Annotated in this window: 18 protein-coding genes; 12 read left to right on the top strand and 6 right to left on the bottom strand. The window is 63.5% G+C overall.

What is annotated here, in order from left to right:
- Positions 1 to 2 precede the first annotated feature (2 nt).
- Together cysN and cysQ are read left to right on the top strand one after the other, a co-directional pair.
- A complete protein-coding gene (cysN, locus tag X743_RS162340; RefSeq protein WP_023764433.1) occupies positions 3 to 1,940 on the top strand; it encodes a sulfate adenylyltransferase subunit CysN in 1,938 nt (645 codons plus the stop codon).
- A gap of 10 nt (positions 1,941 to 1,950) precedes the next feature.
- Complete coding sequence (gene cysQ / locus X743_RS162345) at positions 1,951 to 2,742, top strand: 3'(2'),5'-bisphosphate nucleotidase CysQ (protein WP_023764432.1); 792 nt, start codon at positions 1,951 to 1,953, stop codon at positions 2,740 to 2,742.
- Positions 2,743 to 2,770: 28 nt separating this feature from the next.
- Here the strand turns inward: cysQ and X743_RS162350 are convergent, their stop codons facing one another.
- The 4 genes from X743_RS162350 to X743_RS162365 form a co-directional block, all read right to left on the bottom strand.
- The gene (locus X743_RS162350) at positions 2,771 to 3,913 is read right to left on the bottom strand and encodes a DegT/DnrJ/EryC1/StrS aminotransferase family protein (RefSeq protein ID WP_023764431.1); all 1,143 of its coding nucleotides are present in this window, start codon (positions 3,911 to 3,913) and stop codon (positions 2,771 to 2,773) included.
- Positions 3,914 to 4,168: 255 nt separating this feature from the next.
- On the bottom strand, positions 4,169 to 5,092 hold the full coding sequence (locus X743_RS162355) for a carbohydrate kinase (RefSeq protein ID WP_023764430.1): 924 nt from the start codon (positions 5,090 to 5,092) through the stop codon (positions 4,169 to 4,171).
- A complete protein-coding gene (locus X743_RS162360; RefSeq protein ID WP_023764429.1) occupies positions 5,089 to 5,535 on the bottom strand; it encodes an RbsD/FucU domain-containing protein in 447 nt (148 codons plus the stop codon). Before X743_RS162360 ends, X743_RS162355 begins: the two co-directional genes overlap by 4 nt.
- On the bottom strand, positions 5,536 to 6,762 hold the full coding sequence (locus X743_RS162365) for an ROK family transcriptional regulator (protein ID WP_023764428.1): 1,227 nt from the start codon (positions 6,760 to 6,762) through the stop codon (positions 5,536 to 5,538). It abuts the gene before it with no gap.
- A gap of 229 nt (positions 6,763 to 6,991) precedes the next feature.
- On the opposite strand from X743_RS162365, the gene X743_RS162370 reads away from it, so the two are divergent.
- The 10 genes from X743_RS162370 to X743_RS162415 all read left to right on the top strand — a co-directional run bounded on the left by X743_RS162370 (position 6,992) and on the right by X743_RS162415 (position 23,162).
- Positions 6,992 to 8,008, top strand: coding sequence for a sugar ABC transporter substrate-binding protein (locus X743_RS162370; protein ID WP_031257501.1), 1,017 nt, complete (start codon positions 6,992 to 6,994; stop codon positions 8,006 to 8,008).
- A gap of 160 nt (positions 8,009 to 8,168) precedes the next feature.
- Positions 8,169 to 9,230, top strand: a complete 1,062-nt coding sequence (locus tag X743_RS162375; RefSeq protein WP_023764426.1) for an ABC transporter permease — start codon at positions 8,169 to 8,171, stop codon at positions 9,228 to 9,230.
- A gap of 2 nt (positions 9,231 to 9,232) precedes the next feature.
- Positions 9,233 to 10,015, top strand: coding sequence for an ATP-binding cassette domain-containing protein (locus tag X743_RS162380; RefSeq protein WP_023764425.1), 783 nt, complete (start codon positions 9,233 to 9,235; stop codon positions 10,013 to 10,015).
- A 131-nt stretch (positions 10,016 to 10,146) separates the two neighbouring features.
- Entirely contained in the window at positions 10,147 to 12,615 is a 2,469-nt protein-coding gene (locus tag X743_RS162385; RefSeq protein WP_023764424.1) for a glycogen/starch/alpha-glucan phosphorylase, read from the top strand.
- A gap of 107 nt (positions 12,616 to 12,722) precedes the next feature.
- Positions 12,723 to 14,936: a 1,4-alpha-glucan branching protein GlgB gene (glgB, locus tag X743_RS162390; protein ID WP_023764423.1), complete on the top strand. Its 2,214-nt coding sequence runs from the start codon at positions 12,723 to 12,725 to the stop codon at positions 14,934 to 14,936.
- Positions 14,937 to 14,988: 52 nt separating this feature from the next.
- Positions 14,989 to 16,254, top strand: coding sequence for a glucose-1-phosphate adenylyltransferase (gene glgC / locus X743_RS162395; protein ID WP_013896505.1), 1,266 nt, complete (start codon positions 14,989 to 14,991; stop codon positions 16,252 to 16,254).
- Between the two features lie 83 nt (positions 16,255 to 16,337).
- Positions 16,338 to 17,783, top strand: coding sequence for a glycogen synthase GlgA (gene glgA / locus X743_RS162400; RefSeq protein WP_023764422.1), 1,446 nt, complete (start codon positions 16,338 to 16,340; stop codon positions 17,781 to 17,783).
- A 3-nt stretch (positions 17,784 to 17,786) separates the two neighbouring features.
- On the top strand, positions 17,787 to 19,415 hold the full coding sequence (locus tag X743_RS162405) for an alpha-D-glucose phosphate-specific phosphoglucomutase (protein ID WP_023764421.1): 1,629 nt from the start codon (positions 17,787 to 17,789) through the stop codon (positions 19,413 to 19,415).
- Positions 19,416 to 19,467: 52 nt separating this feature from the next.
- On the top strand, positions 19,468 to 21,528 hold the full coding sequence (gene glgX, locus X743_RS162410) for a glycogen debranching protein GlgX (RefSeq protein WP_023764420.1): 2,061 nt from the start codon (positions 19,468 to 19,470) through the stop codon (positions 21,526 to 21,528).
- A complete protein-coding gene (locus tag X743_RS162415) occupies positions 21,528 to 23,162 on the top strand; it encodes an alpha-glucosidase family protein (RefSeq protein ID WP_023764419.1) in 1,635 nt (544 codons plus the stop codon). The genes glgX and X743_RS162415 overlap by 1 nt, the downstream gene beginning before the upstream one ends.
- 41 nt (positions 23,163 to 23,203) lie before the next feature.
- Here the strand turns inward: X743_RS162415 and X743_RS162420 are convergent, their stop codons facing one another.
- Both X743_RS162420 and X743_RS01000000168690 read right to left on the bottom strand, forming a co-directional pair.
- Positions 23,204 to 24,973, bottom strand: a complete 1,770-nt coding sequence (locus X743_RS162420; RefSeq protein ID WP_023764418.1) for a TadG family pilus assembly protein — start codon at positions 24,971 to 24,973, stop codon at positions 23,204 to 23,206.
- Between the two features lie 2 nt (positions 24,974 to 24,975).
- Positions 24,976 to 25,422, bottom strand: a complete 447-nt coding sequence (locus X743_RS01000000168690; RefSeq protein WP_023764417.1) for a TadE/TadG family type IV pilus assembly protein — start codon at positions 25,420 to 25,422, stop codon at positions 24,976 to 24,978.
- Positions 25,423 to 25,524 lie beyond the last annotated feature (102 nt).

Raw genomic sequence — 25,524 nt, 5'->3', positions numbered from 1 at the left:
CCATGCGCCACATCATGGCAAAGAGCCTCGCCCCCACCGACGGCGTCCGCGACTATCTGGCCGCGCAGGAGAAGAAGTCGCTGCTGCGCTTCCTGACCTGCGGTTCGGTCGATGACGGCAAGTCGACGCTGATCGGCCGCCTGCTGTCCGACACCAAGCAGATCTTCGAGGACCAGCTCGCCGCGCTCGAACGCGATTCGCGCAAGCATGGCACGACCGGTGACGACATCGATTTCGCGCTGCTGGTCGATGGGCTGGAGGCCGAGCGCGAGCAAGGCATCACCATCGATGTCGCCTATCGCTTCTTTGCCACGCCGAAGCGCAAATTCATCGTCGCCGACACGCCCGGCCACGAACAATATACCCGCAACATGGCGACCGGAGCCTCGACCGCCGACCTGGCGATCGTGCTGATCGATGCCCGGCAGGGTGTGCTGCGCCAGACCAGGCGCCATTCGATCATCGCCTCGCTGCTCGGCATCCGCCACATCGTGCTGGCCGTCAACAAGATCGATCTCGTCGATTTCGACCAGGCGGTCTTCGACCGGATTGTCGAAGACTACCGGCAATTCTCGCGCGCTCTCGGCTTTCAGACCATCGAGCCGATCCCGATGTCGGCTCGCTATGGCGACAACGTCAGCCGCCGCTCCGAGAACATGCAATGGTATTCCGGTCCGACGCTGATCGAGCATCTTGAGACCGTCTCGGTCGAAGAGGCGGCCGTCGAATTGCCGTTCCGTTTTCCGGTGCAGTACGTCAATCGCCCCAATCTCGACTTTCGCGGCTTTGCCGGCACGATCGCGTCCGGCGCCATTGCGCAGGGCGACGAAGTCGTCGTCGCCAAATCCGGCAAGTCCTCGCATGTCAAACGCATCGTCGCTTACGGCGGCGATCTCCAACAGGCGGTGGCCGGCCAGGCCGTCACGCTCGTCCTCGACGACGAGGTCGAGGTCTCCAGGGGCAACATGTTGGTTTCACCGGCCACCCGGCCGCAGGTCGCCGATCAGTTCGCCGCCAACATCGTCTGGTTCGACGAGCATGCCCTGCTGCCGGGCCGCTCCTATATCCTGCGCACCGAAACCGACCAGACCAGCGCCACCGTTACCGATCTCAAATACCGCATCAACGTCAATGACTTCGCCCATGAGGCTGCCAAGTCGCTTGAAATGAACGAAGTCGGTATCTGCAACATCTCGACGCGGGCGCCGATCGCCTTCGACCCTTTTGCCGAGAACCGCACTACCGGCGCCTTCATCCTGATCGACCGGATCAGCAATGCGACGGTTGGGGCAGGCATGATCGTGCACTCGCTGCGCCGGGCCGAAAACATCCATTGGCAGTCGCTCGATGTCGGCAAGCGCGTGCGCGCCGACATGAAGAACCAGCGGCCGGCCGTGTTCTGGTTCACCGGGCTTTCGGGCTCCGGCAAGTCGACCATCGCCAACCTGTTCGAGAAGAAGCTGTTCGCCACCGGCCGCCATACCTACATCCTGGACGGCGACAATGTCCGTCACGGTCTCAACCGCGATCTCGGTTTCACCGATGCCGATCGCGTCGAGAACATCCGGCGCGTCGCCGAGGTGGCCAAGCTCATGGCTGACGCCGGTTTGATCGTCATCGTGTCCTTCATTTCGCCGTTCAGCGCCGAGCGGCGCATGGCCAGGGAGTTGATGGCCGACGGTGAATTCATCGAAGTGTTTGTCGATACACCTTTCGAGGAATGCGCCCGGCGCGATCCGAAGGGCCTCTACGCCCGCGCGCTGAATGGCGAGATCAAGAATTTCACCGGTGTCGATTCGCCTTATGAAGCGCCGGAGAAACCGGAAATCCATCTGAAGACGCTCGGCAAATCGGCTGAAGCGATGGTAGATACACTGGAACACTGGCTGAACGAGCGTGACATTGCCGAAGACCAATATGACAGCGGCGGCGGCATCTGACGACATGCTGATGCTCGAGACCTTCGAACGGCTGGCCCTGGCGGCCGGGCGCGAGGTCATGCGCGTGTTCCACGCCGGCTGTGCAGTCGACCAGAAATCCGACGCCTCGCCGGTGACCGAGGCGGACCGCGAGAGCGAGAAGATCATTCTCACCGGGCTGCGCAGCGCATTTCCCGACATTCCCTGTGTGGCCGAGGAGGAAGCAGCGGCTGGCGTCATGCCGGCCGAACTTGGCGATGCCTTCTTCCTCATCGATCCGCTCGACGGCACCAAGGAATTCGTCAACCGCCGCACCGATTTCACCGTCAACATCGCGCTTGTGCGCCATGGCGTGCCGGAAGTCGGCGTCGTCTTCGCGCCTTGCACCGGCCGCTTCTTTTCCGGCTTGCCGGGCAGGGCGGAAGCCCTCGAAGTCGACGGTGATTACCAGATCGTCGCACGCCGGCCGATCTCGGTGAGGACGGCGGCGATACCGCTGGCCGTGGTGGCCAGCCGCTCCCACAACACGCCGGAAACCGAGGCCTATATTCGCGACCTCGGCGCCGCCGAGATCGTCTCGGTCGGATCGTCCCTGAAATTCTGCCTTCTCGCCAGCGCCGAGGCGGATGTCTATCCGCGTTTCGGCCGCACCATGGAATGGGACACCGCGGCCGGCGATGCGGTGCTGCGGGCCGCCGGCGGCACGACGCGCACGCTGGACGGAAAGCCCTTGGCCTATGGCAAGCGCAATCAAGCCGAGGACGCGGATTTCGCCAATCCGCATTTCATCGCCAGCGGCAGGGCAGGGGCGAGCCCCGCCTGAGAACTGCCGATTAGCCGAGACTTGCAGCTTACTCGGCTGCGGCCTGCGCCGAGTTGGAGCCGATATAGTTGCGGATCGTCTCAATGATCCGGTCCTGGTCGGCTTCGCTGAGATAGGGGTGCATCGGCAGGCACAGGATTCGCTTTGGCAGGTCCTCCGAGACGGCAAGACCGGTTGGCGTGCGCGGGTAGTCGCGATAGGCGATCTGGTCGTGCAGCGGCTTGACGTAGTAGATGACCGACGGAATCCCCTTTTCGCTCAGATGCGCCCTCAGGCCGTCGCGCTTGGGCGTCTCGATCGCGTATTGCGCCCAAGCCGAACGGCTGCCGTCCAGGTTGCGGGCGGCGGTGACGATATCGCCAAGCCCTTCGGCGTAGCGCTTTGCCACCGCCTGGCGGGCAACCATCTCGTCTTCCAGGATGGCGAGCTTTTCGATCAGGATCGCCGCCTGCAGTGTGTCGAGCCGCGAATTGATGCCGACGCGGATGTTGTCATATTGCGTCTCGCCCTTGCCGTGGAAGGCGAAGGAACGCAGCTTGTCGGCCAGCGCGTCGTCGTTGGTGAACATCGCGCCGCCGTCGCCGTAGCAGCCGAGCGGCTTGGCCGGATAGAAGCTGGTCGAGCCGACATGGCCGAAGGCACCGCACATCTTGTCGCCAAGCGATCCGCCCATCGACTGCGCCGCATCCTCGATCACCAACAGCCCTTTGCGGTTGGCGATGGCCATGATGGCATCGTAATCGGCGGCAAGGCCGAACAGGTCGACAGGGATGATCGCCTTCGGCTGCAGCCTGCCTTCCTTCTTGATCATGGCGATGGCCGCCTCGAGACTGGCGATATCGATATTGTAGGTTGCCGGATCGACATCGACGAAGACGGGCTCCGCCTTGGCCAGCGCCACCACCTCGGCGGTGGCGGCGAAAGTGAAGCTCGGCACGAACACCGCGTCACCCGGGCCGATGCCGGCGGCAAACAGCGGCAGCAGCAGCGCGTCGGTGCCGTTGGCGCAGGCCACGACATGCTTGGTGCCGACATAGGCGGCAAGCTTGTTTTCGAATTCGGTGACCTGCGGCCCCAGTATATAGCGGCCCTCGTCGACGACACGGTCGATGGCGACCCTCAGCCGGTCGCGGATTCGTTCGCGCTGCGCGCCAAGATCGATGAACTGCATGTCGGCCTCAAAAACGGTTTAACCAGGCGATTTAGCCAGATAACGGCCCGCTGGTACCAGAGTTGCGCCTGCCGAGAAAGCCGGGCAGGCGGAGCGACAAATTGCGGAGTTGTCGCAGTCCGTTACCTGTATTCCCGGTCTATGTCAGCCAGATGCCGGAAATCCGGGCTTTGTCGGGCGCTATGGCGCCTTTATAGCCCCATGGATCGGTCCTGCGAAACATAAAGTGATCGACCGGTTCAATCCGAGGGGTGCTCAGGCGATCTCATGCCGCCAGGGCGGGTTGGCGCCTGCCCGCGACACCGTCACCGCCGCCGCCTTGGCGCCGAGCGCCAGCGCCTTGCGGATGGCGTCCTGCGACAGTCCAGCGATTGCCGCCTTCGTCAGCAGGCCTTGTTCTTGCAGGGAGGCGAGGAGGCCGGCGTTGAACGTGTCGCCCGCACCGACCGTGTCGACCACCTCGACCTTCTCCGGCACCACGGTGACGGCATGATCCTTGGTGTAGCCGACGGCGCCTTCGCTGCCATGGGTCACGACGATCAGCTTCGGGCCGCGGTCGAGCCAGTTGCGCACGACATCCTCGTGCGAACCCGCTTCGCCAAACCAGTTCAAGTCCTCATCCGAGAGTTTCACGATGTCGGCCATCGCCATCATGGCGCGGATGCGCCGGAGATGCTTTGCCTTGTCCGGAATGAAGTTCGGCCGGATGTTGGGATCGAGCATCATGACGCGGCCCTCATGCTCGCGTTTCATGAACGCCTCATAGGCGCTACCGGCCGGCTCCGAAATCAGGCTGATGGCGCCGAACAGCATGGCCTCGATCTCGCTGCCCAGCGTCGGCAGGTCGTCGATGGTCAGCATGCGCCCCGCGGTGTTCTCGTCGTAGAATGTGTAGGTCGCCTGGCCGTTGTCCAGCCGCACGAAGGCAAGGGTGGTCGGGCGAGGGGAGGTGTGCGCATAGGTGGAACTGACTTTGCTCGCCCCCAGCGCGTCGCGGAATTGGCCGCCGAAAAGATCCGACGACAGGCCCGAAAAGAAGCCTGCCGGCGCGCCAAGGCGGCCAAGCGCGATCGCCGAATTGAACACCGCGCCGCCGACATAGGGCGCAAAGGCCGGTTCACCCTGCGTCGTGGTGCGCGGCAGCATGTCGATCAGGGCTTCGCCGCAGCAGAGGATCATGGCTTCCTGGTCTCCGGCGGATAGATCACGCCCTTGCGGATGATGATGTTGGCGTAAAGCCGCGGCTCGCTTGTCGCGACGATGGCATGCGCCGATTTGACCCGTGCATAGAAGTCGGCGCCGGCCAGCGCAACCACCTTGCGGCCCGGCGCGCGTCTGGCACAGATCGCCTCCATCTCGTGATGGACAGGGTCGGCAAGCGACGGATCGCCCTTCACGGAGGCGCGAAACAGCGCCTCAGCTACTGCGTCGTCGACCGGCAGGATACTGAGGATGGCATCGAGCACCGGGATGAGGGGATGACCATCGGCCCGGATGAGGCGTCTCGCATGCTCCTCGGCCGGATAATTTCCGTCGACAAGGGCGATCTCGTCGCCATGGCCCATGGCGCGCAATGTCGACAAAAGGTCCGGACCGAGCAGCGCCGGGATACCGATCAGCATTCAGGCGCTCCTGGAAATCGTCGTCGAGCCGATCAGGAAGCGTTCGGAAAGCGGCAGGCTGGCGCCGCCGAGCGCGCGGGCATGGATGCCGACGGTTCCCTCGCGAACGGCGGGAAGTTTCAGGCCTTCGCCATCGATTGCCGCAATGGCGTCGACGACGGCATCGACCAGCCGGCGGCGCACCGCCTTCGGCATCCAGCCATCGATCACCGCCGCCTCGAAATCGATGACAGAGGATGCAGCCACGATGGCGTAGGCAAGCGCCCGCGCGGCGCTGGCGATCCAGTCGTCGAGCTCGCCGCCGATCTCGCCCCAGTCCTCGGGCGAGGTCCACAGATGCGAGGCCTCGACGCCACGATCATTGAGCGCCTTTTCCAGCATGGCGATCGAGGCCACGTCGATCAACTGGGTCGGCTTTCCGTCCGGGCCTGGCACAGGCATGGAGCCGAGCGCGCCGGCGTTGCCGGTCGGACCGCCGAACAGCCGGCCGTTGAGGACGATGCCGCCGCCGGCGAAGGCGCCGATGTAGAAATAGACGAAATCACGCGCTCCCCCCGCCTGGCCGAAAACGAGTTCGGCGCCGCAGGCCGAGGTGGCGTCGTTCTGCAGATAGACCGGAAAATCGCACTGCGCCTGGATGTCGGCCTTGATGTCGCGATGGCGCCATTCGTCCATGACATCGCGCGGCGCGCCGGCGGTGTCGGCCCAGTTCCACAACTCGAACGGCATGGCGATGCCGAGCCCGGCAATGCGCTTGTCTTGCTCGGGCTTCAATTCGCCGCGCATCTTCTTCATGCCTGATGTGACGAACTCGACCGTCTCGCGCGGTGCCGGATAGCGATAGGAGTGCTGCAGCATCGAGCGCACATGCCCAAGAAAATCGATCAGCACGAGTTCCGCGCTGCGGCGGCCGATCTTAAGGCCGATGAAGAAGGCACCTTCGGGATTGAGCGCCATCGGGATGGAGGGCTGGCCGATCTTGCCGCGCAACGGTGCCTGGCGGACGAGCAGGCCTTCTTCCTCGAGTTCGCGCATGATGACCGAAACCGTCTGCGCCGAAAGTCCGGTCATGCGGGCGATGTCGGACTTCGCCAGGCTGCCATGCTGCCGCACCAACGAGAGCACCAGCCGCTCGTTGTGGTCGCGCATGCCGCTCTGGTTGGTGCCGCGGTGAATAAGGCTGTCATTCGCATCGGGCGAACCATGCCTCGCAGTGGCGGTCTCCACCCTGTTCCTCCCGTCGTTTCCCCACAATGCTTTTGGGCTAGAATGAGCGAGCGGCGCAACCCTGTCAATAATAAATAAGAGTGATTTAATTATTGACAGGGGCCTCGGTCTGGTGTCTGTTTGGGACAGCGTCCACGCTGGGAGAAATTCGTTGGATGCGCTGTTGGTGCCGGTTGGCCGGCACCCGGATGGTTCCACTGGGAGGAAGATCGTGAACAATACAAAACTGTTGAAATCGACCGTGTTTGCCGCAACGGCCCTCGGTCTGATGGCGTTTGCCTCGTCTGCGTCCGCAGCTGGCGTCGGCGCTTGCCTGATCACCAAAACCGACACCAACCCCTTCTTTGTCAAAATGAAGGAAGGCGCGACCGCAAAGGCCAAGGAACTTGGTGTCGACCTCAAGACCTACGCCGGCAAGATCGACGGCGACAGCGAGAGCCAGGTGGCGGCGATCGAAAGCTGCATTGCCGACGGCGCCAAGGGCATCCTGATCACCGCATCCGACACCAAGGGCATCGTACCAACGGTGAAGAAGGCGCGTGACGCCGGCGTGCTTGTGATCGCGCTCGACACGCCGCTCGATCCGATCGACGCGGCGGATGCCACCTTCGCCACCGACAATCTCGAGGCCGGCAAGCTGATCGGCGCCTGGGCCGCCGCGACGCTCGGCGACAAGGCCAAGGACGCCAAGATCGGCTTCCTCGACCTGACGCCGTCGCAGCCTACCGTGGACGTGCTGCGCGACCAGGGCTTCATGATGGGCTACGGCATCGACGTGAAGGACCCCAACAAGATCGGCGACGAAACCGATCCGCGTATTGTCGGCCACGACGTCACCAACGGCAATGAGGAAGGCGGCCGCAAGGCGATGGAGAACCTGCTTCAGAAGGACTCCGGCATCACCGTCATCCACACCATCAACGAGCCGGCCGCTGTCGGTGCTTACCAGGCGCTCAAAGCCGTCGGCCTTGAAAAGCAGGTGCTGATCGTCTCGGTCGACGGTGGCTGTCCCGGCGTGAAGTCGGTTACAGAAGGCGTGATCGGCGCGACATCTCAGCAGTATCCGCTGCAGATGGCGGCGCTCGGCATCGAGGCGATCGCAGCCTTCGCCAAGGACGGAACCAAGCCGAAGCCGACCGAAGGCAAGAATTTCTTCGACACCGGCGTCAACCTGGTGACCGACAAGCCGGCCACTGGCGTCAAGTCCATTGACACCAAGGAAGGCCTCGCCAAGTGCTGGGGCTGATGCCGGTCTGACCGGCAATTACCGAACCTGAGCGGTCGGGGCTTGATCCCCGGCCGCTTCGGGTGGACGATGGGTCGCGTGACCGCGAACAATCCCGGCAGCAGACCGGAAAGGCGTGGACGGGCGTCAGCGTTTGGCTGATCCCTCACGGGGAGGAAACATGGCTCAAGCTCAGGAATTCGAGAAGGTTCTCTCGGGCAGTGACACAAGCGTCGCCGCCTTTGACGAGCACAAATCGGCCGTCAAGCGCATCCAGCATTTCCTGCATTCGACGCCGGCCGCTGTGCCGCTGATCGTGCTGGTCCTATCGATCATTATCTTCGGCATCACCATCGGCGGGCGCTTCTTCTCGTCCTACACGCTGACATTGATCCTGCAGCAGATTGCTATCGTCGGCATCCTGGGCGCCGCGCAGACGCTGGTCATCCTGACTGCCGGCATCGACCTGTCGATCGGCGTGATCATGGTGATTTCAGCCGTGATCATGGGCAATTGTGCGGTCAGCTACGGTATGCCGGCCATTCTCGCCGTAACGATCGGGCTCGCCGCGGGCGCTGCCTGCGGGCTGCTCAACGGAATGCTGGTCGCCTACATGAAACTGCCGCCCTTCATCGTGACGCTTGGCACCTGGAACATCGTCATGGCCACGAACTTCATCTATTCGGCCAATGAGACGATCCGCGACACCGACGTCGACACCCAGGCACCGCTGCTGCATCTGTTCGCCATGAGCTTCAAGATCGGCACGGCGGTGCTGACGCTTGGCGTCATAGCCACAGTCGTGCTCGTAATGATCCTCTGGTACGTGCTCAATCACACGGCATGGGGTCGCCATGTCTACGCCGTCGGCGATGACCAGGAGGCGGCGAAACTCTCGGGCATCCAGACCAAGAAGGTGCTGATGACGGTTTATACCCTTGCCGGATTGATCGCCGCTTTCGCTGCCTGGGTCTCCATCGGCCGTAACGGCTCGATCTCGCCTTCGTCAGCGGTCACCGACTACAATCTGCAGGCCATCACCGCCACGGTGATCGGCGGTATTTCCCTGTTCGGTGGGCGCGGCTCGATCCTGGGCACACTGTTCGGCGCGATGATCGTCGGCGTCGTCTCCATGGGCCTCAACATGCTCGGCGCCGATCCGCAATGGAAAGTGCTGCTTACCGGTGTGCTGATCATCGGCGCCGTGGCGATCGACCAATGGATCAGAAAGGTTTCGGCATAGTCATGACCCAGGAACCCATCCTTACCGCGCGCGGTCTGATCAAACGCTACGGGCGCGTCACCGCGCTCGACAATGCCGATTTCGACCTCTACCCCGGCGAAATTCTCGCCGTCATCGGCGACAATGGCGCCGGCAAGTCGTCGCTGATCAAGGCGATTTCCGGCGCGGCCGTGCCGGACGAAGGCGAGATCCGGCTCGAAGGCAAACCCGTCGCCTTCAAGTCGCCGATGGAGGCCCGCGAAGCCGGTATCGAAACCGTCTACCAGAACCTGGCGCTGTCACCGGCCCTGTCGATCGCCGACAACATGTTTCTCGGCCGTGAGATCCGCAAACCCGGCTTCCTCGGCCAGTGGCTGCGCATGCTCGACCGCCCGGCAATGGAAAAGCGCGCCCGCGACAAGCTCACCGAGCTCGGCCTGATGACCATCCAGAACATCAGCCAGGCGGTGGAAACGCTGTCGGGCGGCCAGCGCCAGGGCGTGGCGGTGGCGCGCGCCGCCGCCTTCGGCTCGAAGATGGTCATCATGGACGAACCGACGGCAGCTCTTGGCGTCAAGGAAAGCCGCCGCGTGCTCGAACTGATCCTCGACGTCAAGAAGCGCGGCCTGCCGATCGTGCTGATCTCGCACAACATGCCGCATGTCTTCGAGGTGGCGGACCGCATCCACATCCATCGCCTCGGCCGTCGCCTCGCCGTCATCGATCCCAAGCAATATACGATGTCCGATGCCGTCGCCTTCATGACCGGCGCGAAGGCACCCCCGGAGGCCGCGCTGGCGGCCTGACTGTCAAATTGCCGCAGGGTAAGCCGGCGGCGGCGCATCTAAATCGATTGAATGTATGCTGCAATGCGGTAACATGGGCTGGGATGAATGGTGAAAGCCGGTATGATCGTGGCAACCGCACGAGAGGCAGCATGACGCGCGCGATGACATCCGAACCCCTTCCGCCACTGCTCGAAAATCCTGATCCGAAGACGCTCGCAAGGGAAGTCTTGATGGCCCTCAAATACAGGGTCGGCAAGGACACCACCGTCGCGACCCAGTACGACTGGCTCACCGCCTCGATCAAGGTCGTGCGCGACCGCATCGTCGATCGCTGGATGCAGGCAACCAGAGAGGCCTACGACCAGCAGGAAAAGCGCGTCTATTATCTGTCGCTGGAGTTCCTCATCGGCCGCCTGATGCGCGACGCCTTTTCCAATCTCGGCCTGATGGACAATATGCGCGAAGCGCTGTCGTCGCTCGGCGTCGACCTTGATCTGATCGCGGCGCTCGAACCCGATGCCGCGCTCGGCAATGGCGGCCTTGGCCGGCTCGCCGCCTGCTTCATGGAAAGCATGGCGACGGTCGACATTCCGGCGCATGGCTACGGCATCCGCTACGCCAACGGCATGTTCCGCCAGGAGATTCACGACGGCTGGCAGGTAGAACTGCCCGAGACCTGGCTCGATCACGGCAACCCCTGGGAGTTCGAGCGCCGCGAACGCGCCTTCGAGGTCGGCTTCGGCGGCGCGGTGGAATCGATCACCTCGAAGGACGGACGGCTCGAGCGCCATGTCTGGAAGCCGACCGAGCATGTCCTGGCGGTCGCCTACGACACGCCGGTCGTCGGCTGGCGGGCAAACCGTGTCAACACGCTGCGGCTCTGGTCGGGCATGCCGATCGACCCGATCCTGCTCAACAAGTTCAATGCCGGCGACCACATCGGCGCGCTGGCCGAAAGCAACAAGGCGGACGCGCTGTCTCGCGTGCTCTATCCGGCCGATTCCCACATGGCCGGGCAGGAACTCAGGCTGCGCCAGGAATATTTCTTCTCCACCGCCTCGCTGCAGGACATCGTCCAGCGCCATCTCAGCCAGTATGGCGACCTCAGGTCGCTTCCCGACAAGGCGGCGATCCACCTGAACGACACCCATCCGGCGATCGCCGTTCCCGAGCTGATGCGGCTGTTGATGGATGTCCACGGCATGGACTTCGACCTCGCCTGGGACATCACCAAGCGCACCTTCGGCTACACCAACCACACGCTTCTGCCCGAGGCGCTGGAAAGCTGGTCGGTGCCGCTGTTCGAGCGGCTGTTGCCGCGCCATATGCAGATCGTCTACGCCATCAACGCGCAGGTTCTGCTCGAAGCACGCGCGACCGACCAGTTCTCGAACGAGCAGATCAGCCGTATCTCGCTGATCCAGGAAAATGGCGACCGCCGCGTGCGCATGGGCAACCTTGCCTTTGTCGGCTCGCACTCGATCAACGGCGTCTCGGCGCTGCATACCGAGTTGATGAAGGAAACGGTGTTCGCCGACCTGCACAGGCTCTATCCCGATCGTATCAACAACAAGACCAACGGCATCACGCCGCGGCGGTGGCTGATCCAGTGCAATCCCGGGCTGACGTCGCTTGCCCGCGAGGCGATCGGTGACCGTTTTCTCGATGACATCGACGCCATCAAGGGGCTCGATGCCTTCGCCGACGATGCCGTCTTTCGCGACAAGTTCGCCGCCGTCAAGCGGCAGAATAAGGTGCGGCTGGCCAATCTCGTCGCCGACCGGCTCGGCATCAAGGTCGACCCTTCGGCGCTGTTCGACATCCAGATCAAGCGCATCCACGAATACAAGCGCCAGCTCCTGAACATCCTCGAGGCGGTGGCGCTTTACGACCAGATCCGCTCGCATCCGGAGCGGGACTGGATGCCGCGCGTGAAATTCTTCGGCGGCAAGGCGGCGCCCAGCTATCACAACGCCAAGCTGATCATCAAACTCGCCAACGACGTCGCCAGGGTCATCAACCGCGATCCGGCCGTTCGCGGCCTGCTGAAAGTGGTGTTCGTGCCGAACTACAATGTCAGCCTGGCCGAAATCATGATGCCCGCCGCCGACCTGTCCGAGCAGATCTCGACCGCCGGCATGGAAGCGTCCGGCACCGGCAACATGAAGTTCGCGCTGAACGGCGCATTGACCATCGGCACGCTCGATGGCGCCAATGTCGAGATCAAGGAGTGCGTCGGCGACGACAACATCTTCATCTTCGGCCTCACCACCGCCGAAGTCGCCGAGCGGCGCAACAATGGCTACAATCCACGCGGCGTCATCGAAGCGTCGCCGGAACTGGCGCAGGCCGTGGCCGCTGTCTCATCGGGCGTCTTCTCGCCCGATGATCCCGACCGCTACCGCGACCTCATCAACGGCCTCTATGACAGCGACTGGTTCATGGTCGCCGCCGATTTCGACGCCTACGCCGCCGCCCAGCGTGAGGTCGACGCCGTCTGGCGCAACAGCCCGGACTGGTATGCCAAGGCGATCCGCAACGTCGCGCGCGTCGGCTGGTTCTCGTCCGATCGCACGATCCGTCAATACGCGAAAGAAATCTGGAACGTGCCTGCCTGATGTGATTGCATGAGGCCACGAGCAATGTGGTCCCGGTGATGCGGGTCGAAAATCAGTTCGCATCACCAGAAACAAAACACCTGGTGCCCTGGGAGGGACACTGCCTGATGAGGAAGCCGCGCGCGACCGCTGCGACAAGCGGGCCGGACGGACTGGCGCCAGCCAGCGATGTTGCGGCGATTGTTGCCGGCACGCACGGAGATCCGTTCGCTGTCCTCGGTGTCCATGAGGTCGGCAAGGGCCTGTTTGCCCGTTGCTTCGTTCCGAATGCTGAATTCGTCACCGCCTATACGCTGACCGGCATCGAGGCCGGCGAGCTGACCAGGCGGGACGATGCCGGTTTCTTCGAAGGCAAGCTGTCGATCAAGAAGCGCCAGCCGCTGCGCTACCACGCGCGCAATGCCGGCGGCGACTGGTGGCTGACCGACCCCTATTCGTTCGGCCCGGTGCTCGGCCCGATGGACGACTACTATATCGCTCAAGGCTCGCATCTCAGGCTGTTCGACAAGCTCGGCGCCCATGTCATCGAGCACGAGGGCGCCACCGGCGTGCATTTTGCCGTCTGGGCTCCAAATGCCCGGCGCGTCTCGGTGGTCGGCGATTTCAACGATTGGGACGGCCGCCGCCACTCGATGCGCGATCGCCGCGATACCGGCATCTGGGAGGTGTTCATTCCCGATATCGGCGCCGGCCGGCCCTACAAATACGAGATCATCGGCCCCGACGGCGTCAGGCTGCCGCTGAAGGCCGATCCTTTCGCCTTCAAGTCCGAACTGCGCCCGGCCACCGCTTCGGTCGTCGTCGTGCCGCCCGCCCATCAGTGGGGCGACGAGGCGCATCGCACGTTCTGGCGCAACGCCGATCCCCGGCGCGAGGCCATCTCGATCTACGAGGTCCACGCCGGCTCCTGGCAGCTTCGCGACGATGGCACGTTCCTGTCATGGGACGAACTGGCCGATCGGCTGATCCCCTATGCCGTCGAGACCGGCTTCACCCACATCGAGTTCCTGCCGATCTCCGAACATCCCTATGATCCGTCCTGGGGCTACCAGACGACTGGCCTCTACGCGCCATCGGCCCGCTTTGGCGATCCTGACGGCTTTGCCCGCTTTGTCGACGGCGCCCACCGTGCCGGCATCGGTGTCATCCTCGACTGGGTGCCGGCGCATTTCCCGGTCGACGAGCACGGGCTGGTCCATTTCGACGGCACCGCACTCTATGAGCATGCCGATCCGCGCAAGGGCTTTCACCCCGACTGGAACACCGCGATCTACAATTTCGGCCGCCGCGAGGTGGTGTCGTTCCTGGTCAACAACGCGCTGTTCTGGGCCGAAAAATACCATGTCGACGGGCTGCGCGTCGATGCTGTCGCCTCGATGCTCTACCTCGACTATTCGCGTAAGCAGGGCGAGTGGATCCCCAACGAGAAGGGCGGCCGCGAGAACCTGGAAGCGGTCTCCTTCCTGCAGAAAATGAACAAGGAGGTCTACGGCCACCATCCAGGCGTCATGACCATCGCCGAAGAATCGACCTCATGGCCGAAGGTCTCGGCGCCCGTGCATGAAGGCGGGCTTGGCTTCGGCTTCAAGTGGAACATGGGCTTCATGCACGACACGCTGGAGTATTTCGCCAAGGAGCCGATCTTCCGCAAGCACCACCACAACGACCTGACCTTCGGCCTGACTTATGCTTTCTCGGAGAATTTCGTGCTGCCGCTCTCGCATGATGAGGTCGTGCACGGCAAAGGCACGCTGCTCGGCAAAATGGCCGGCGACGACTGGCAGAAATTCGCGACCTTGCGTGCCTATTACGGCTTCATGTGGGGCTATCCCGGCAAGAAGCTCTTGTTCATGGGGCAGGAATTCGCGCAGCGCCGTGAATGGAGCGAGGCGCGCGCGCTGGACTGGAACCTGCTCGATTTCCGCCCGCATCGCGGCGTCTGGCAGACGGTGCGCGATCTCAACTATCTCTACCGTTCGCGCCCGGCGCTGCACGGCCGCGACTGCGAGCCGGAAGGCTTTTCCTGGCTGATCGTCGACGACAGCCAGAATTCGGTTTTTGCCTGGGTACGCAACGCGCCGGGCGGCAGCCCGGTGGCCGTCATCTCCAATTTCACGCCGGTGCCGCGCGACAATTATCGCGTGCCGTTGCCGAAGGCCGGCAAGTGGCGCGAGATCATCAACACCGACGCGTCCGAATATGGCGGCTCCGGCATGGGCAATGGCGGCTTGGTCGAGGCAAGGGCGGAGGGCAAAAGCATCTCGGCAACGATGCTCTTGCCGCCGCTGTCGACGATCATGCTTGAACTCGTAGCCGGCTGAGGCCGTCAAGGCGGGGCAACAGGGCGAGACTGAGTAACTTGGGAGGGTAGAAATGGCAGACTTGAAACGGACCCAGCCGCTGGCGCGCGATGCCATGGCCTACGTATTGGCAGGCGGCCGCGGCAGCCGCCTCAAGGAACTGACCGACCGGCGCGCCAAGCCGGCTGTCTATTTCGGCGGCAAGACGCGCATCATCGATTTCGCGCTCTCCAATGCGCTCAATTCCGGCATCCGCCGCCTTGGCGTCGCCACCCAATACAAGGCGCATTCGCTGATCCGCCATTTGCAGCGCGGCTGGAACTTCCTGCGGCCCGAACGAAACGAAAGCTTCGATATCCTGCCCGCCAGCCAGCGCGTGTCGGAAACGCAGTGGTATGAAGGCACGGCCGACGCCGTCTACCAGAACATCGACATCATCGAGGCCTACGGCCCCGAATACATGGTCATCCTCGCCGGCGACCACATCTACAAGATGGACTATGAGCTGATGCTGCGCCAGCATGTCGATGCCGGCGCCGATGTCACCGTCGGCTGTCTTGAAGTGCCGCGCATGGAAGCGACCGGGTTCGGCGTCATGCATGTCGATGCCAAGGACAACATCATCGCCTTCGTCGAAAAGCCCGCCGACCCGCCCGGCATTCCCGACAAGCCCGAGTTTGCCCTGGCCTCGATGGGCATCTACGTGTTCAAGACCAAGTTCCTGATGGAACAGCTGCGCCGCGATGCCGCCGAGCCCGGCTCGAGCCGCGATTTCGGCAAGGACATCATCCCCTATATCGTCCAGCACGGTAAGGCGATCGCCCACCGCTTCGCCAAGTCCTGCGTGCGCTCGACCGCCGAGAACGAGGCCTACTGGCGCGATGTCGGCACGGTCGATGCCTATTGGGAAGCCAATATCGATCTGACCGACGTGACGCCGGAGCTCGACCTCTATGATCGCGACTGGCCGATCTGGACCTATGCCGAGTTGAAGCCGCCGGCAAAGTTCGTCCATGACGAGGACGGCCGCCGTGGCTCAGCCGTGTCCTCGCTGGTCTCGGGCGACTGCATCGTCTCCGGCGCCTCGCTGAAAAGAAGCCTGATCTTCACCGGCGCGCGCATCAATTCCTATTCGACGCTGGAGGAAGTCGTCATGCTGCCCGACGTTCATGTCGGCCGGAACGCAAAGTTGAAGCGCGTGGTCATCGACCATGGTGTTAGGATACCGGAAGGGCTGGTGGTGGGCGAAGACCCAGCTCTCGACGCCAAGCGTTTTCGCGTTTCGGAAAAAGGCATCTGCCTGGTCACGCAGGACATGATCGACAAGCTGAAGCTTTAGGGGCAATTCCGGGAAAAGTGTAAGACGGTTTCCGTCCGGAATTGCTTTGAAACAAAGAATAGACAGGATCGGACCATAAACGCATGCAGGTTCTGTCGGTCACGCCAGAGATCTTCCCGCTGATCAAGACCGGCGGACTTGCCGATGTGACTGGTGCGCTTCCCATCGCGCTGGCGGCCAAGGGCGTGAGCATGCGCACGCTCATGCCGGGCTTTCCGAGCGTGATGGCCGCCTTCAAGAAAAAAAAGGCTGTCCTGCAATACCCCTTGCTGCAAGGCGGCAAGGCCTCCGTCCATTCCGTCCAGCTTGCCGGCCTCGAACTGTTCGTGCTCGACGCGCCACATTTGTTCGATCGCCCCGGCGGCCCCTATGGCGATGCCAGCGGTGGCGACTGGCCGGACAATTGGCGGCGCTTCGCGGCATTGAGCCAGGTCGGCGGCGACATCGCCGGCGGCGCCATCTCCGGTTACCAGCCCGACATCGTCCACGCCCATGACTGGCAGTCGGCGATGACGCTGGCCTATATGCGCTACGGCAAGGCGGTCGGCGTGCCCTCGATGATGACCGTCCACAACCTCGCCTTCCAGGGCCAGTTCGGCGCCGGCATCTTCGGCGAGCTTGGCTTGCCGGCGGCGGCTATGGCGCTCGATGGCGTCGAATATTATGGCGGCGTCGGCTTTCTCAAGGCCGGCCTGCAGGCCGCCTGGGCGATCACCACGGTCAGCCCGACCTATGCGCAGGAAATCCGCTCGCCCGAATTCGGCATGGGCCTCGACGGGCTCATCAACATGCGCTCCAGCGATCTCTATGGCATCGTCAACGGCATCGACATCGGCATCTGGGATCCGGAAACCGACAAGCATCTGGTGTCGAACTACACCGCCGAAACACTCGATGCGCGCACGCCTAATCGGGCAGCGGTTGAGGCGCGTTTCAGTCTGGAGCCCGACGGCAGCCCGATTGTCTGCGTCGTCAGCCGCCTGACCTGGCAAAAGGGCATGGATATCCTGGCAACGGCGGTCGACGGCATCGTTGCGACCGGGGCGCGCCTGGCCATACTGGGCTCGGGCGATGCCGGCCTCGAAGGTGCGCTGCTCGCCGCCGCCGCACGCCACCGTGGCCGTATCGGCGTCGTCGTCGGCTATGACGAGGCGCTGTCCCACATCATGCAGGGCGGCTGCGACGCCATCGTCATTCCCTCGCGCTTCGAACCCTGCGGGCTGACGCAGCTTTATGGCCTGCGCTATGGCTGCGTGCCGGTGGTCGCCCGCACCGGCGGCCTGGCGGATACGGTCATCGATGCCAACGAGGCCGCCGTGTCGGCCGGCGTCGCCACCGGCTTCCAGTTCGCTCCCAACAATGGCGGCGCCTTGCTGCACGCCATGCGTCGTCTCGTCGATGCACATGCCGATCCGGCGATCTGGAAATCGCTGCAGCGCCAGGGCATGAAGGCCGATGTGTCATGGGACAAGAGCGCGGAAAAATACATTGAACTCTATCGCTCGCTGCTTTCGAAAAGGGTTGCCTGAAGCATGATCCGTACCGTCCCCACCAAACCCTATTTAGACCAGAAGCCAGGCACGTCGGGCCTGCGCAAGAAGGTGCCAGTGTTCCAGCAGGAGCACTATGCCGAGAATTTCATCCAGTCGATCTTCGATGCGCTCGACGGGTTCAAGGGCAAGACCCTGGTGATTGGCGGCGACGGCCGCTTCTACAACCGCGAGGTCATCCAGAAGGCCATCGCCATGGCAGCCGCCAACGGCTTCGGCAAGGTGATGGTCGGGCAGGGCGGCATCCTGTCGACGCCCGCCGCCTCGCACGTCATTCGCAAATACAAGACTTTCGGCGGCATCATTCTGTCGGCCAGCCACAATCCCGGCGGTCCGCACGAGGATTTCGGCATCAAGTACAATGCCGGCAATGGCGGCCCGGCGCCGGAAAAGCTGACCGATGCGATCTTCGCCAAGACCAAGGCGATTTCGAGCTTCAAGACCGCCGATATCGATCCGATCGACATTGACACGATAGGCACGGGCAAGGCCGCCGGCATGACGGTCGAGATCATCGATCCGGTCGCCGACTACGCCGAACTCATGGAAAGCCTGTTCGACTTCGATGCGCTGCGCAAGCTGTTCAAGTCTGGTTTCCGTATGCGCTTCGACGCCATGCACGCGGTGACCGGCCCTTACGCCAAGGAAATCCTCGAAAACCGGCTCGGCGCTCCGAACGGCACCTGCCGCAATTTCAAGCCGCTGCCGGATTTCGGCGGCCATCATCCGGACCCCAATCTGGTCCATGCCAAGCACCTCTATGACGAGATGATGGGCGCCGACGCACCCGATTTCGGTGCTGCTTCCGACGGTGACGGCGATCGCAATTTGATCATCGGCAAGGGCATTTTCGTCACCCCGTCGGATTCGGTGGCGATGCTCGCCGCCAACGCCCGCCTGGCGCCGGGCTACAAGGACGGGCTGAAGGGCATCGCCCGCTCGATGCCGACCAGCGGTGCTGCCGACCGCGTCGCCGAAAAACTCGGCATCGGCATCTACGAGACGCCGACCGGCTGGAAGTTCTTCGGCAATCTGCTGGATGCCGGCATGGCGACGATCTGCGGCGAGGAGAGCGCCGGCACCGGCTCCAACCACGTCCGCGAAAAAGACGGCCTGTGGGCGGTGCTGTTGTGGCTCAACATACTCGCCGCGCGCGGCGAAAGCTGCAAGCAGGTGGTCACCGAGCACTGGGCGGCCTATGGGCGCAACTACTATTCGCGCCACGACTATGAGGAAGTCGAGAGCGACCGTGCCAACGCGTTGGTCGACGAATTGCGCGCCAAGCTCGGTTCGCTGCCCGGCACCAGCGTGCGTGGCCTGAAGATCGCCAATGCCGACGACTTCGCCTATCACGATCCCGTCGACGGCTCGACCAGCGAGCACCAGGGCATCAGGGTGCTGTTCGAAGGCGGCTCGCGCGTCGTCTTCAGGCTCTCCGGCACCGGCACCTCGGGCGCGACCTTGCGCGTCTACATCGAGCGCTACGAGCCGGACAAGGCGAGGCACGATCTCGACACGCAGGAAGCGCTCGCCGACCTGATCGCGGCGGCCGACGACATTGCCGGGATCAAGAGCCACACCGGCCGCAACAAGCCGAGCGTGATTACTTGAGGGCGGTGCTGCGTGTTTTCCTTCTTCCCCTGTGGGAGAAGGGGGAGCCTGCATGACCCAACTCGGCGCCACCGTCACCCGCGACGGCATCCGCTTCGCCGTCTGGTCCTCGTCGGCGAGGCGCCTCTGGGTGTCGATCTTCGATCATGCGGGCTACCACGAGACCGACCGGCTTGAACTCCAGCCGGAAGGCCAGGGCGTCCATGCACTCTTCGTCTCCGGTCTCGCCGCCGGTACGCGCTACGGCCTTCGCGCCGACGGCGATTATGCGCCCGAGCAAGGTCTGTGGTTCGATCCCGACAAGCTGTTGACCGATCCCTATGCGGTGGAGATCGACCGGCCCTATGCCTTTCACTGGCGGCTTGCCGCGCGGCGCAACGAAGGTGCCGACACGGCGTCATTGATGCCGAAGACCGTGGCGCTCGCGCTGTCCAAGCCGATGCCGGCCCGGGCGCCTGTCTTTTCGCCGGGTGGGCTGATCTATGAACTGAACGTTCGCTCGTTCACCAAGCTGCATCCGGACATTCCGGAAGAGCAGCGCGGTACGATCGCGGCACTTGCTCATCCTGTCATCATCGAGCATCTCAAAAAGCTCGGCGTCTCGGCTGTCGAACTGATGCCAGTGACGGCATCGATCGACGAACGGCATCTGCCGCCGCTCGGGTTGAGCAACGCCTGGGGCTACAATCCCGTCACCTTCATGGCGCTCGACCCGCGCCTGGCGCCCGGCGGCCTGGCGGAATTGCGCGATGCGGTCGCTGCACTGCGTGAGGCCGGTATCGGCACCATCCTCGACTTGGTCTTCAACCACACGGGGGAAAGCGATCGGCTGGGGCCGACCCTGTCGCTGCGCGGCTTCGACGATCAAGCCTACTACCGGCACCAGCCGGATGGCAGGCTGATCAACGACACCGGCACCGGAAACACGGTCGCCTGCGACCACCCGGTGGTGCGGAAAATGGTGCTCGACACGCTTCGCCATTTCGTCCGCCATGCCGGCGTCGACGGTTTCCGCTTCGATCTGGCGCCGGTGCTGGGCCGCGTCGACGGCGCGTTCGATCCCGCCGCGCCGTTGCTCGGGGCGATCGCCGGCGATCCCGTCCTTGCCGATCGCGTGTTGATCGCCGAACCGTGGGACATCGGTCCCGACGGCTATCAGCTCGGCAATTTCCGGCCGCCTTTCCTTGAATGGAACGATCGCTACCGCGACGACGCCAGACGCTTCTGGCGCGGCGATGCCGGCATGATCGGTGGGCTGGCGACGCGGCTTGCCGGCTCGTCCGATATTTTCGGCAAGGGCGGCCAGCCGGCCAGCCGCAGCGTCAATTTCATCGCCGCGCATGACGGCATGACGCTGGCCGACATCGTTGCCTATGAGCGCAAGCACAACGCGGCCAATGGCGAGCAGAACCGCGACGGTCACAACGACAATTTGTCCTGGAACAATGGCGCCGAGGGCGAGACGGACGACACGGCGATCGCCAAGGCGCGCTTCGACGATCGGTGCGCGCTGCTTGCGACGCTTTTCGCCTCGCGCGGAACGATCATGCTGACCGCTGGCGACGAATTCGGCCGCACACAGAAGGGCAACAACAACGCCTACGCGCAGGACAACGCGATCACCTGGCTCGACTGGGCAGGCCGCGACCAGGCGCTGGAGCGATACACCTCGGCGCTCGCGGCACTTCGCCGCGCCGTTCCTGCCTTGTCGGACACGCATTTGCTGACGGGTGAGGTGGCCGAGTCTTCAGGCAGCCCCGACGTCGCCTGGCTGGCGGAAACCGGCGCGCCGCTTGCCGAGGCGGACTGGAATGATCCCGCCCGGCATCGCCTCGTCATGCTGCTGGGCGATGCCGGGGGCGGCCGCCTTGCCATCATGGTCAACGGCGATCGCCGCCAATGCGTCTTCACTCTGCCAGTACGGGAAGGGTTCCGATGGCAGCCGGCGATCGAAACGCAGGCGATCGACCTTGCACGCCCGCTGCCGGGCCGCAGTGTGAGTTTTATGACAGAGCATCGGATCGAAAAGTGGCAACCGGTTTTCGGGCAATCCGATGCGGAAAAAATTGGTCCGCGCCGGCCCGGCAAGAGCCGCGACAGGAAGGGTTCGTGATGGCTGACGACAATTCCGGGCAGGGCGCGGAATGGTGGCGCGGCTGCGTCATCTATCAAGTCTATCCGCGCTCCTTCCAGGACACGACAGGTGACGGCAGCGGCGATCTCAGGGGCATCACGGCAAGGCTGGCCCACATCGCCTCGCTTGGCGTCGATGCCGTCTGGCTGTCGCCCTTCTTCAAGTCGCCGATGGCCGATATGGGCTACGACGTTTCGGATTATCGCGCCGTCGATCCGACGTTCGGCACACTGGAGGATTTTGACGGGCTGGTCGCCGAGGCGCATCGGCTGGGTCTGAAGATCATCATCGACCAGGTGCTGTCGCACTCGTCCGACAAGCATGAATGGTTCATCGAAAGCCGTTCAAGCCGCGACAATCCCAAGGCCGACTGGTACGTCTGGGCCGATACGAAACCCGATGGCAATGCACCCAACAACTGGCTGTCCGTCTTCGGTGGCCCGGCCTGGGAATGGGACTCGACCCGCCGGCAATATTACATGCACAATTTCCTCGCCTCGCAGCCGGACCTGAATTTCCATAACCCGGAGGTCCAGGACGCGCTTCTGGACACGGTGCGGTTCTGGCTGGAGCGTGGCGTCGACGGTTTCCGGCTCGACACGGTCAATTACTATGTCCACGACCGCTGGCTGCGCAGCAATCCGCCTTTGGCGTCGAGCGTCGCCGGCACCAACGGCGAGACCAACACCTATCTTTACCAGGAGCATCTGTTCGACAAGACGCAACCGGAGAACCTTGCCTTCCTCAGGCGTTTCCGGGCGCTGCTGGACGAGTATGAGGACCGCGCCGCGGTCGGCGAGATCGGCGATGAAGGCCGTTCCCTGCAGACGCTCGCCGCCTACACCTCCGGCGGCGACATGCTGCAGATGTGCTACACGTTCGATTTGCTCGGTCCGCAGTTTTCAGCGGCGCATGTGCGCGGCTGCGTCGCGGCCTTTGAAAATGCGGTGGCCGATGGCTGGGTCTGCTGGGCGTTCTCCAACCATGACGTGGTGCGCCACGTCAGCCGCTGGACGCCGCCGGACGGCGACCCCGACGCGGTGGCCAGATTCTCGATCATGCTGCTCGCCTGCCTGCGCGGCTCGATCTGCCTCTACCAGGGCGAGGAACTCGGCCTGGAGGAGGCCGAGCTTGCCTATGAGGATTTGCGCGATCCCGTCGGCATCCGCTTCTGGCCCGGTGTGAAGGGCCGGGATGGCTGCCGCACGCCGATGGTCTGGGAGGCTGGGGCCGACAATGCCGGCTTCTCCACCGGCAGGCCCTGGCTGCCGGTGCCGGCGAGCCATCGCGCCCGCGCGGTCGATGTGCAGAACAGCGACGAGCAATCGGTGCTGTCCGCCTATCGCTCGGCACTCGCCTTGCGCAAACGGCATCCGGCGCTGGTCAACGGTTCGATCCGCTTCCTTGACGCCGAGGGTGACGTGCTCGCCTTCATCCGCGAAGCAGGCGGGGAGAGGCTGCTCTGTGTCTTCAATTTCGCCGGGGAGGCGACAAATTGGCCGCTGCCGCCGGACATTGGTGCGGTCGCCGTTGTCTTGGAGGGCACTGCTGCAGTCGAGGGAGAAGCGCTTTCGCTGCCGGCTCTCGGTCGCTTCCTCGGTCGGTTCGACTGATTGGCGGTCTTTGGGCCAAGCGATCCGCTTGGCGCAAATGCTTACTGAACGAGCACCGCGCGTCCGCAGATCGCGCCGGTGACACGCACGTCGGCCTGGCCGACGCCGACACCCAGCGCTGACAGCACATTGTAAAGCAGGTCGTCGACCGGCGCCGTGACAGTGTTAAGCAGGGTCACCACCGCCGGCTTCACCGTTCCAAGCAGCGCGGTCAGATCGATGCCGAGACCAAGCGCATTGACCGAAAGCGACAGGTTGTTGACCAGCGACGTGGTCAGCGACTGCGAGATATTTCGTGTCGAAACGGTCTTGATCGTCTTGTTGGCGATGTCGGTCGCGTTGAACGTCAAGGTTTGCGGGCTGTTGTTGGTGATCGCGGTCGCGGCCGAACCCATCACCTTGATCAGCGGGATGTTGATCAGCAGGAGCTTGAAGCTCACATTCGCGATCTCGGCGTCGGTGAAGGTCTGTGGCTGGCTGAAATCCGCGAAGCCGGAGGGACTGTTGCTGTTGGCCAGGTTGAGCCGGGCAATACCGGGATGCGCGGCAATGGAAACACTGATGCTGGACGGTCCTGCCGGACAAGTGATGTCGGTCAGCTTGGCTTCGGCATAGGCCACTTCGACATTGAGCGGCAGGTTGACGGCTAGCAGGCTGATGCCGCCGCCGAGACCTGGCGTGCCGACACCGACGGACGCCGTCAGTTTGATGCGCGTCTGGGCCGTTCGAACGACAGTGCCGATGCCGCCGACCGCGAGCCATGGCGAGGATTGCGCCGGCTCGCCAATGGCGATGCTGAGCTTGGTGGAGAGCAATCCCGGGATGGTGGCGCCGAGATCGATGTCGGCCTGGTTGGTGCCGTTCGCGAGCACTGCGGCGGCGGTCAGCATTCCCATCGCGCTTGCGTCCACGCCAAGGCCGGACGGCTGTTGCCCGAGCCCCAGGCTCCCAACGGAACCAAGGTCGACAAGACTGCTGAGCGGGATCTTGACCGTGCTCGTCGACTTGGACGCAATGCTCTGCAGGGCGATCTTTGCCGTGTTGCCGAGGCCGGGGACGCTGGCCATTGCGGTGGCGATCTGGCCCACCGTCGCCTTCGAGGCCAGGACGTTCGAATAGGTACCGCCGGTCACGTTCAATTGTGTGGCGAGCGCACTGATGAAGGAAAGCACGCTGACATCGGCCGAGATCAGCCCGTTATAGTCCATGACGCTGAGCGAGATGTTGCCGCCGAGAAGTCCGCTCAAAAGCGCATTGAGGATGCCGCCATTGACGCCGAGCAGCCTCGACCCGACCGAGAATGTCGCCTGCGGCGTCGTGCTGGCCGTGGCTTGGGTGCCGATCACCGGTGTGGGGATGAGCGAACTGGCGAAATAGCGGGCGGGGATTTTCGCCAGCGTGACACGCACTGCATTGTAGGGGGTCACCCCCGCCTGGAAGCGCTGGGTGACAGTGGCGGTCGATGAGGCATATCGGCCTTGCGTGACCGTCACCACCGTCTTGCCGACCGCCGGGGCAATGGTCTGGCCGGAAGCTTGAACGACGACGCCTGGCATGCCGTTATCGGTGAGCGTGGTGACGACTGCCGTGTTGACATTGTTAATGTTCGAGGCCGCGGTGATCGCCGCCAGGTCGACCATCGCCTGGGCTTCCCGGCGCTCGGTGTAGATCGAGGCCTCGTCGATCGCCACCGCCGCCAGCGCCAATGCGACCGGAGCGATCAGTGCCGTCATCACGGCGAAATTCGCCTTGCTGTCTCCCACCATCGACCGCGCAAGCCGGCCGATGCCCTTGCCCGCCCGCATCGGCATTTTCAGATCCCCCCGACCCTGATCGTCGACTGGCGTTTGATCGTGGTCCCGGGCATCGCTATGCCCGGGAAGAGATTCCAGATCGGCAGGTTGCGCGCATCGTACGAGACGGACACCACGAACTGGCTGCCATCGGCCACGCTGTCATTGGCCTGGTAGGACAGTTTGCTGGCGTCCACGAAGGGATAGCCGGCGGCGTTGTTGGTGAGGAATGCGGCCACCAGCGTCTGGCGCTCGGTCTGGTTCAACCCGGCGATCGCCGTCCGGGCGGCGTCGGCCGCAATCTGCTGAATAGAGCTGGCGGCTCCGAAATAGATGCCGTATGCAACCATTCCGAGCAAGAGAAGGATGAACAGCGGTGACAACAGAGCGAACTCGACCGCTGAAGTTCCCGAAGCGTCCATTCGGAACGCACGCCTTCGGACCTTGGAAATGAGGATCTGAACCATGATACCAGCATGCCAAAGTTCGCATGCAGAAAGCGAAAACCTTGGGTGCAATCAGGGGGTGCATGCGATTGAAAAAGCCGCTCTAAATTAGGCGTTGCTTCT

The organism is Mesorhizobium sp. LNHC232B00 (genome assembly GCF_000502435.1).
Lineage (GTDB): Bacteria > Pseudomonadota > Alphaproteobacteria > Rhizobiales > Rhizobiaceae > Mesorhizobium > Mesorhizobium opportunistum.
The sequence above is the reverse complement of the archived record's forward strand: the minus strand, read 5'-3'. Positions and strand labels throughout refer to the sequence as shown.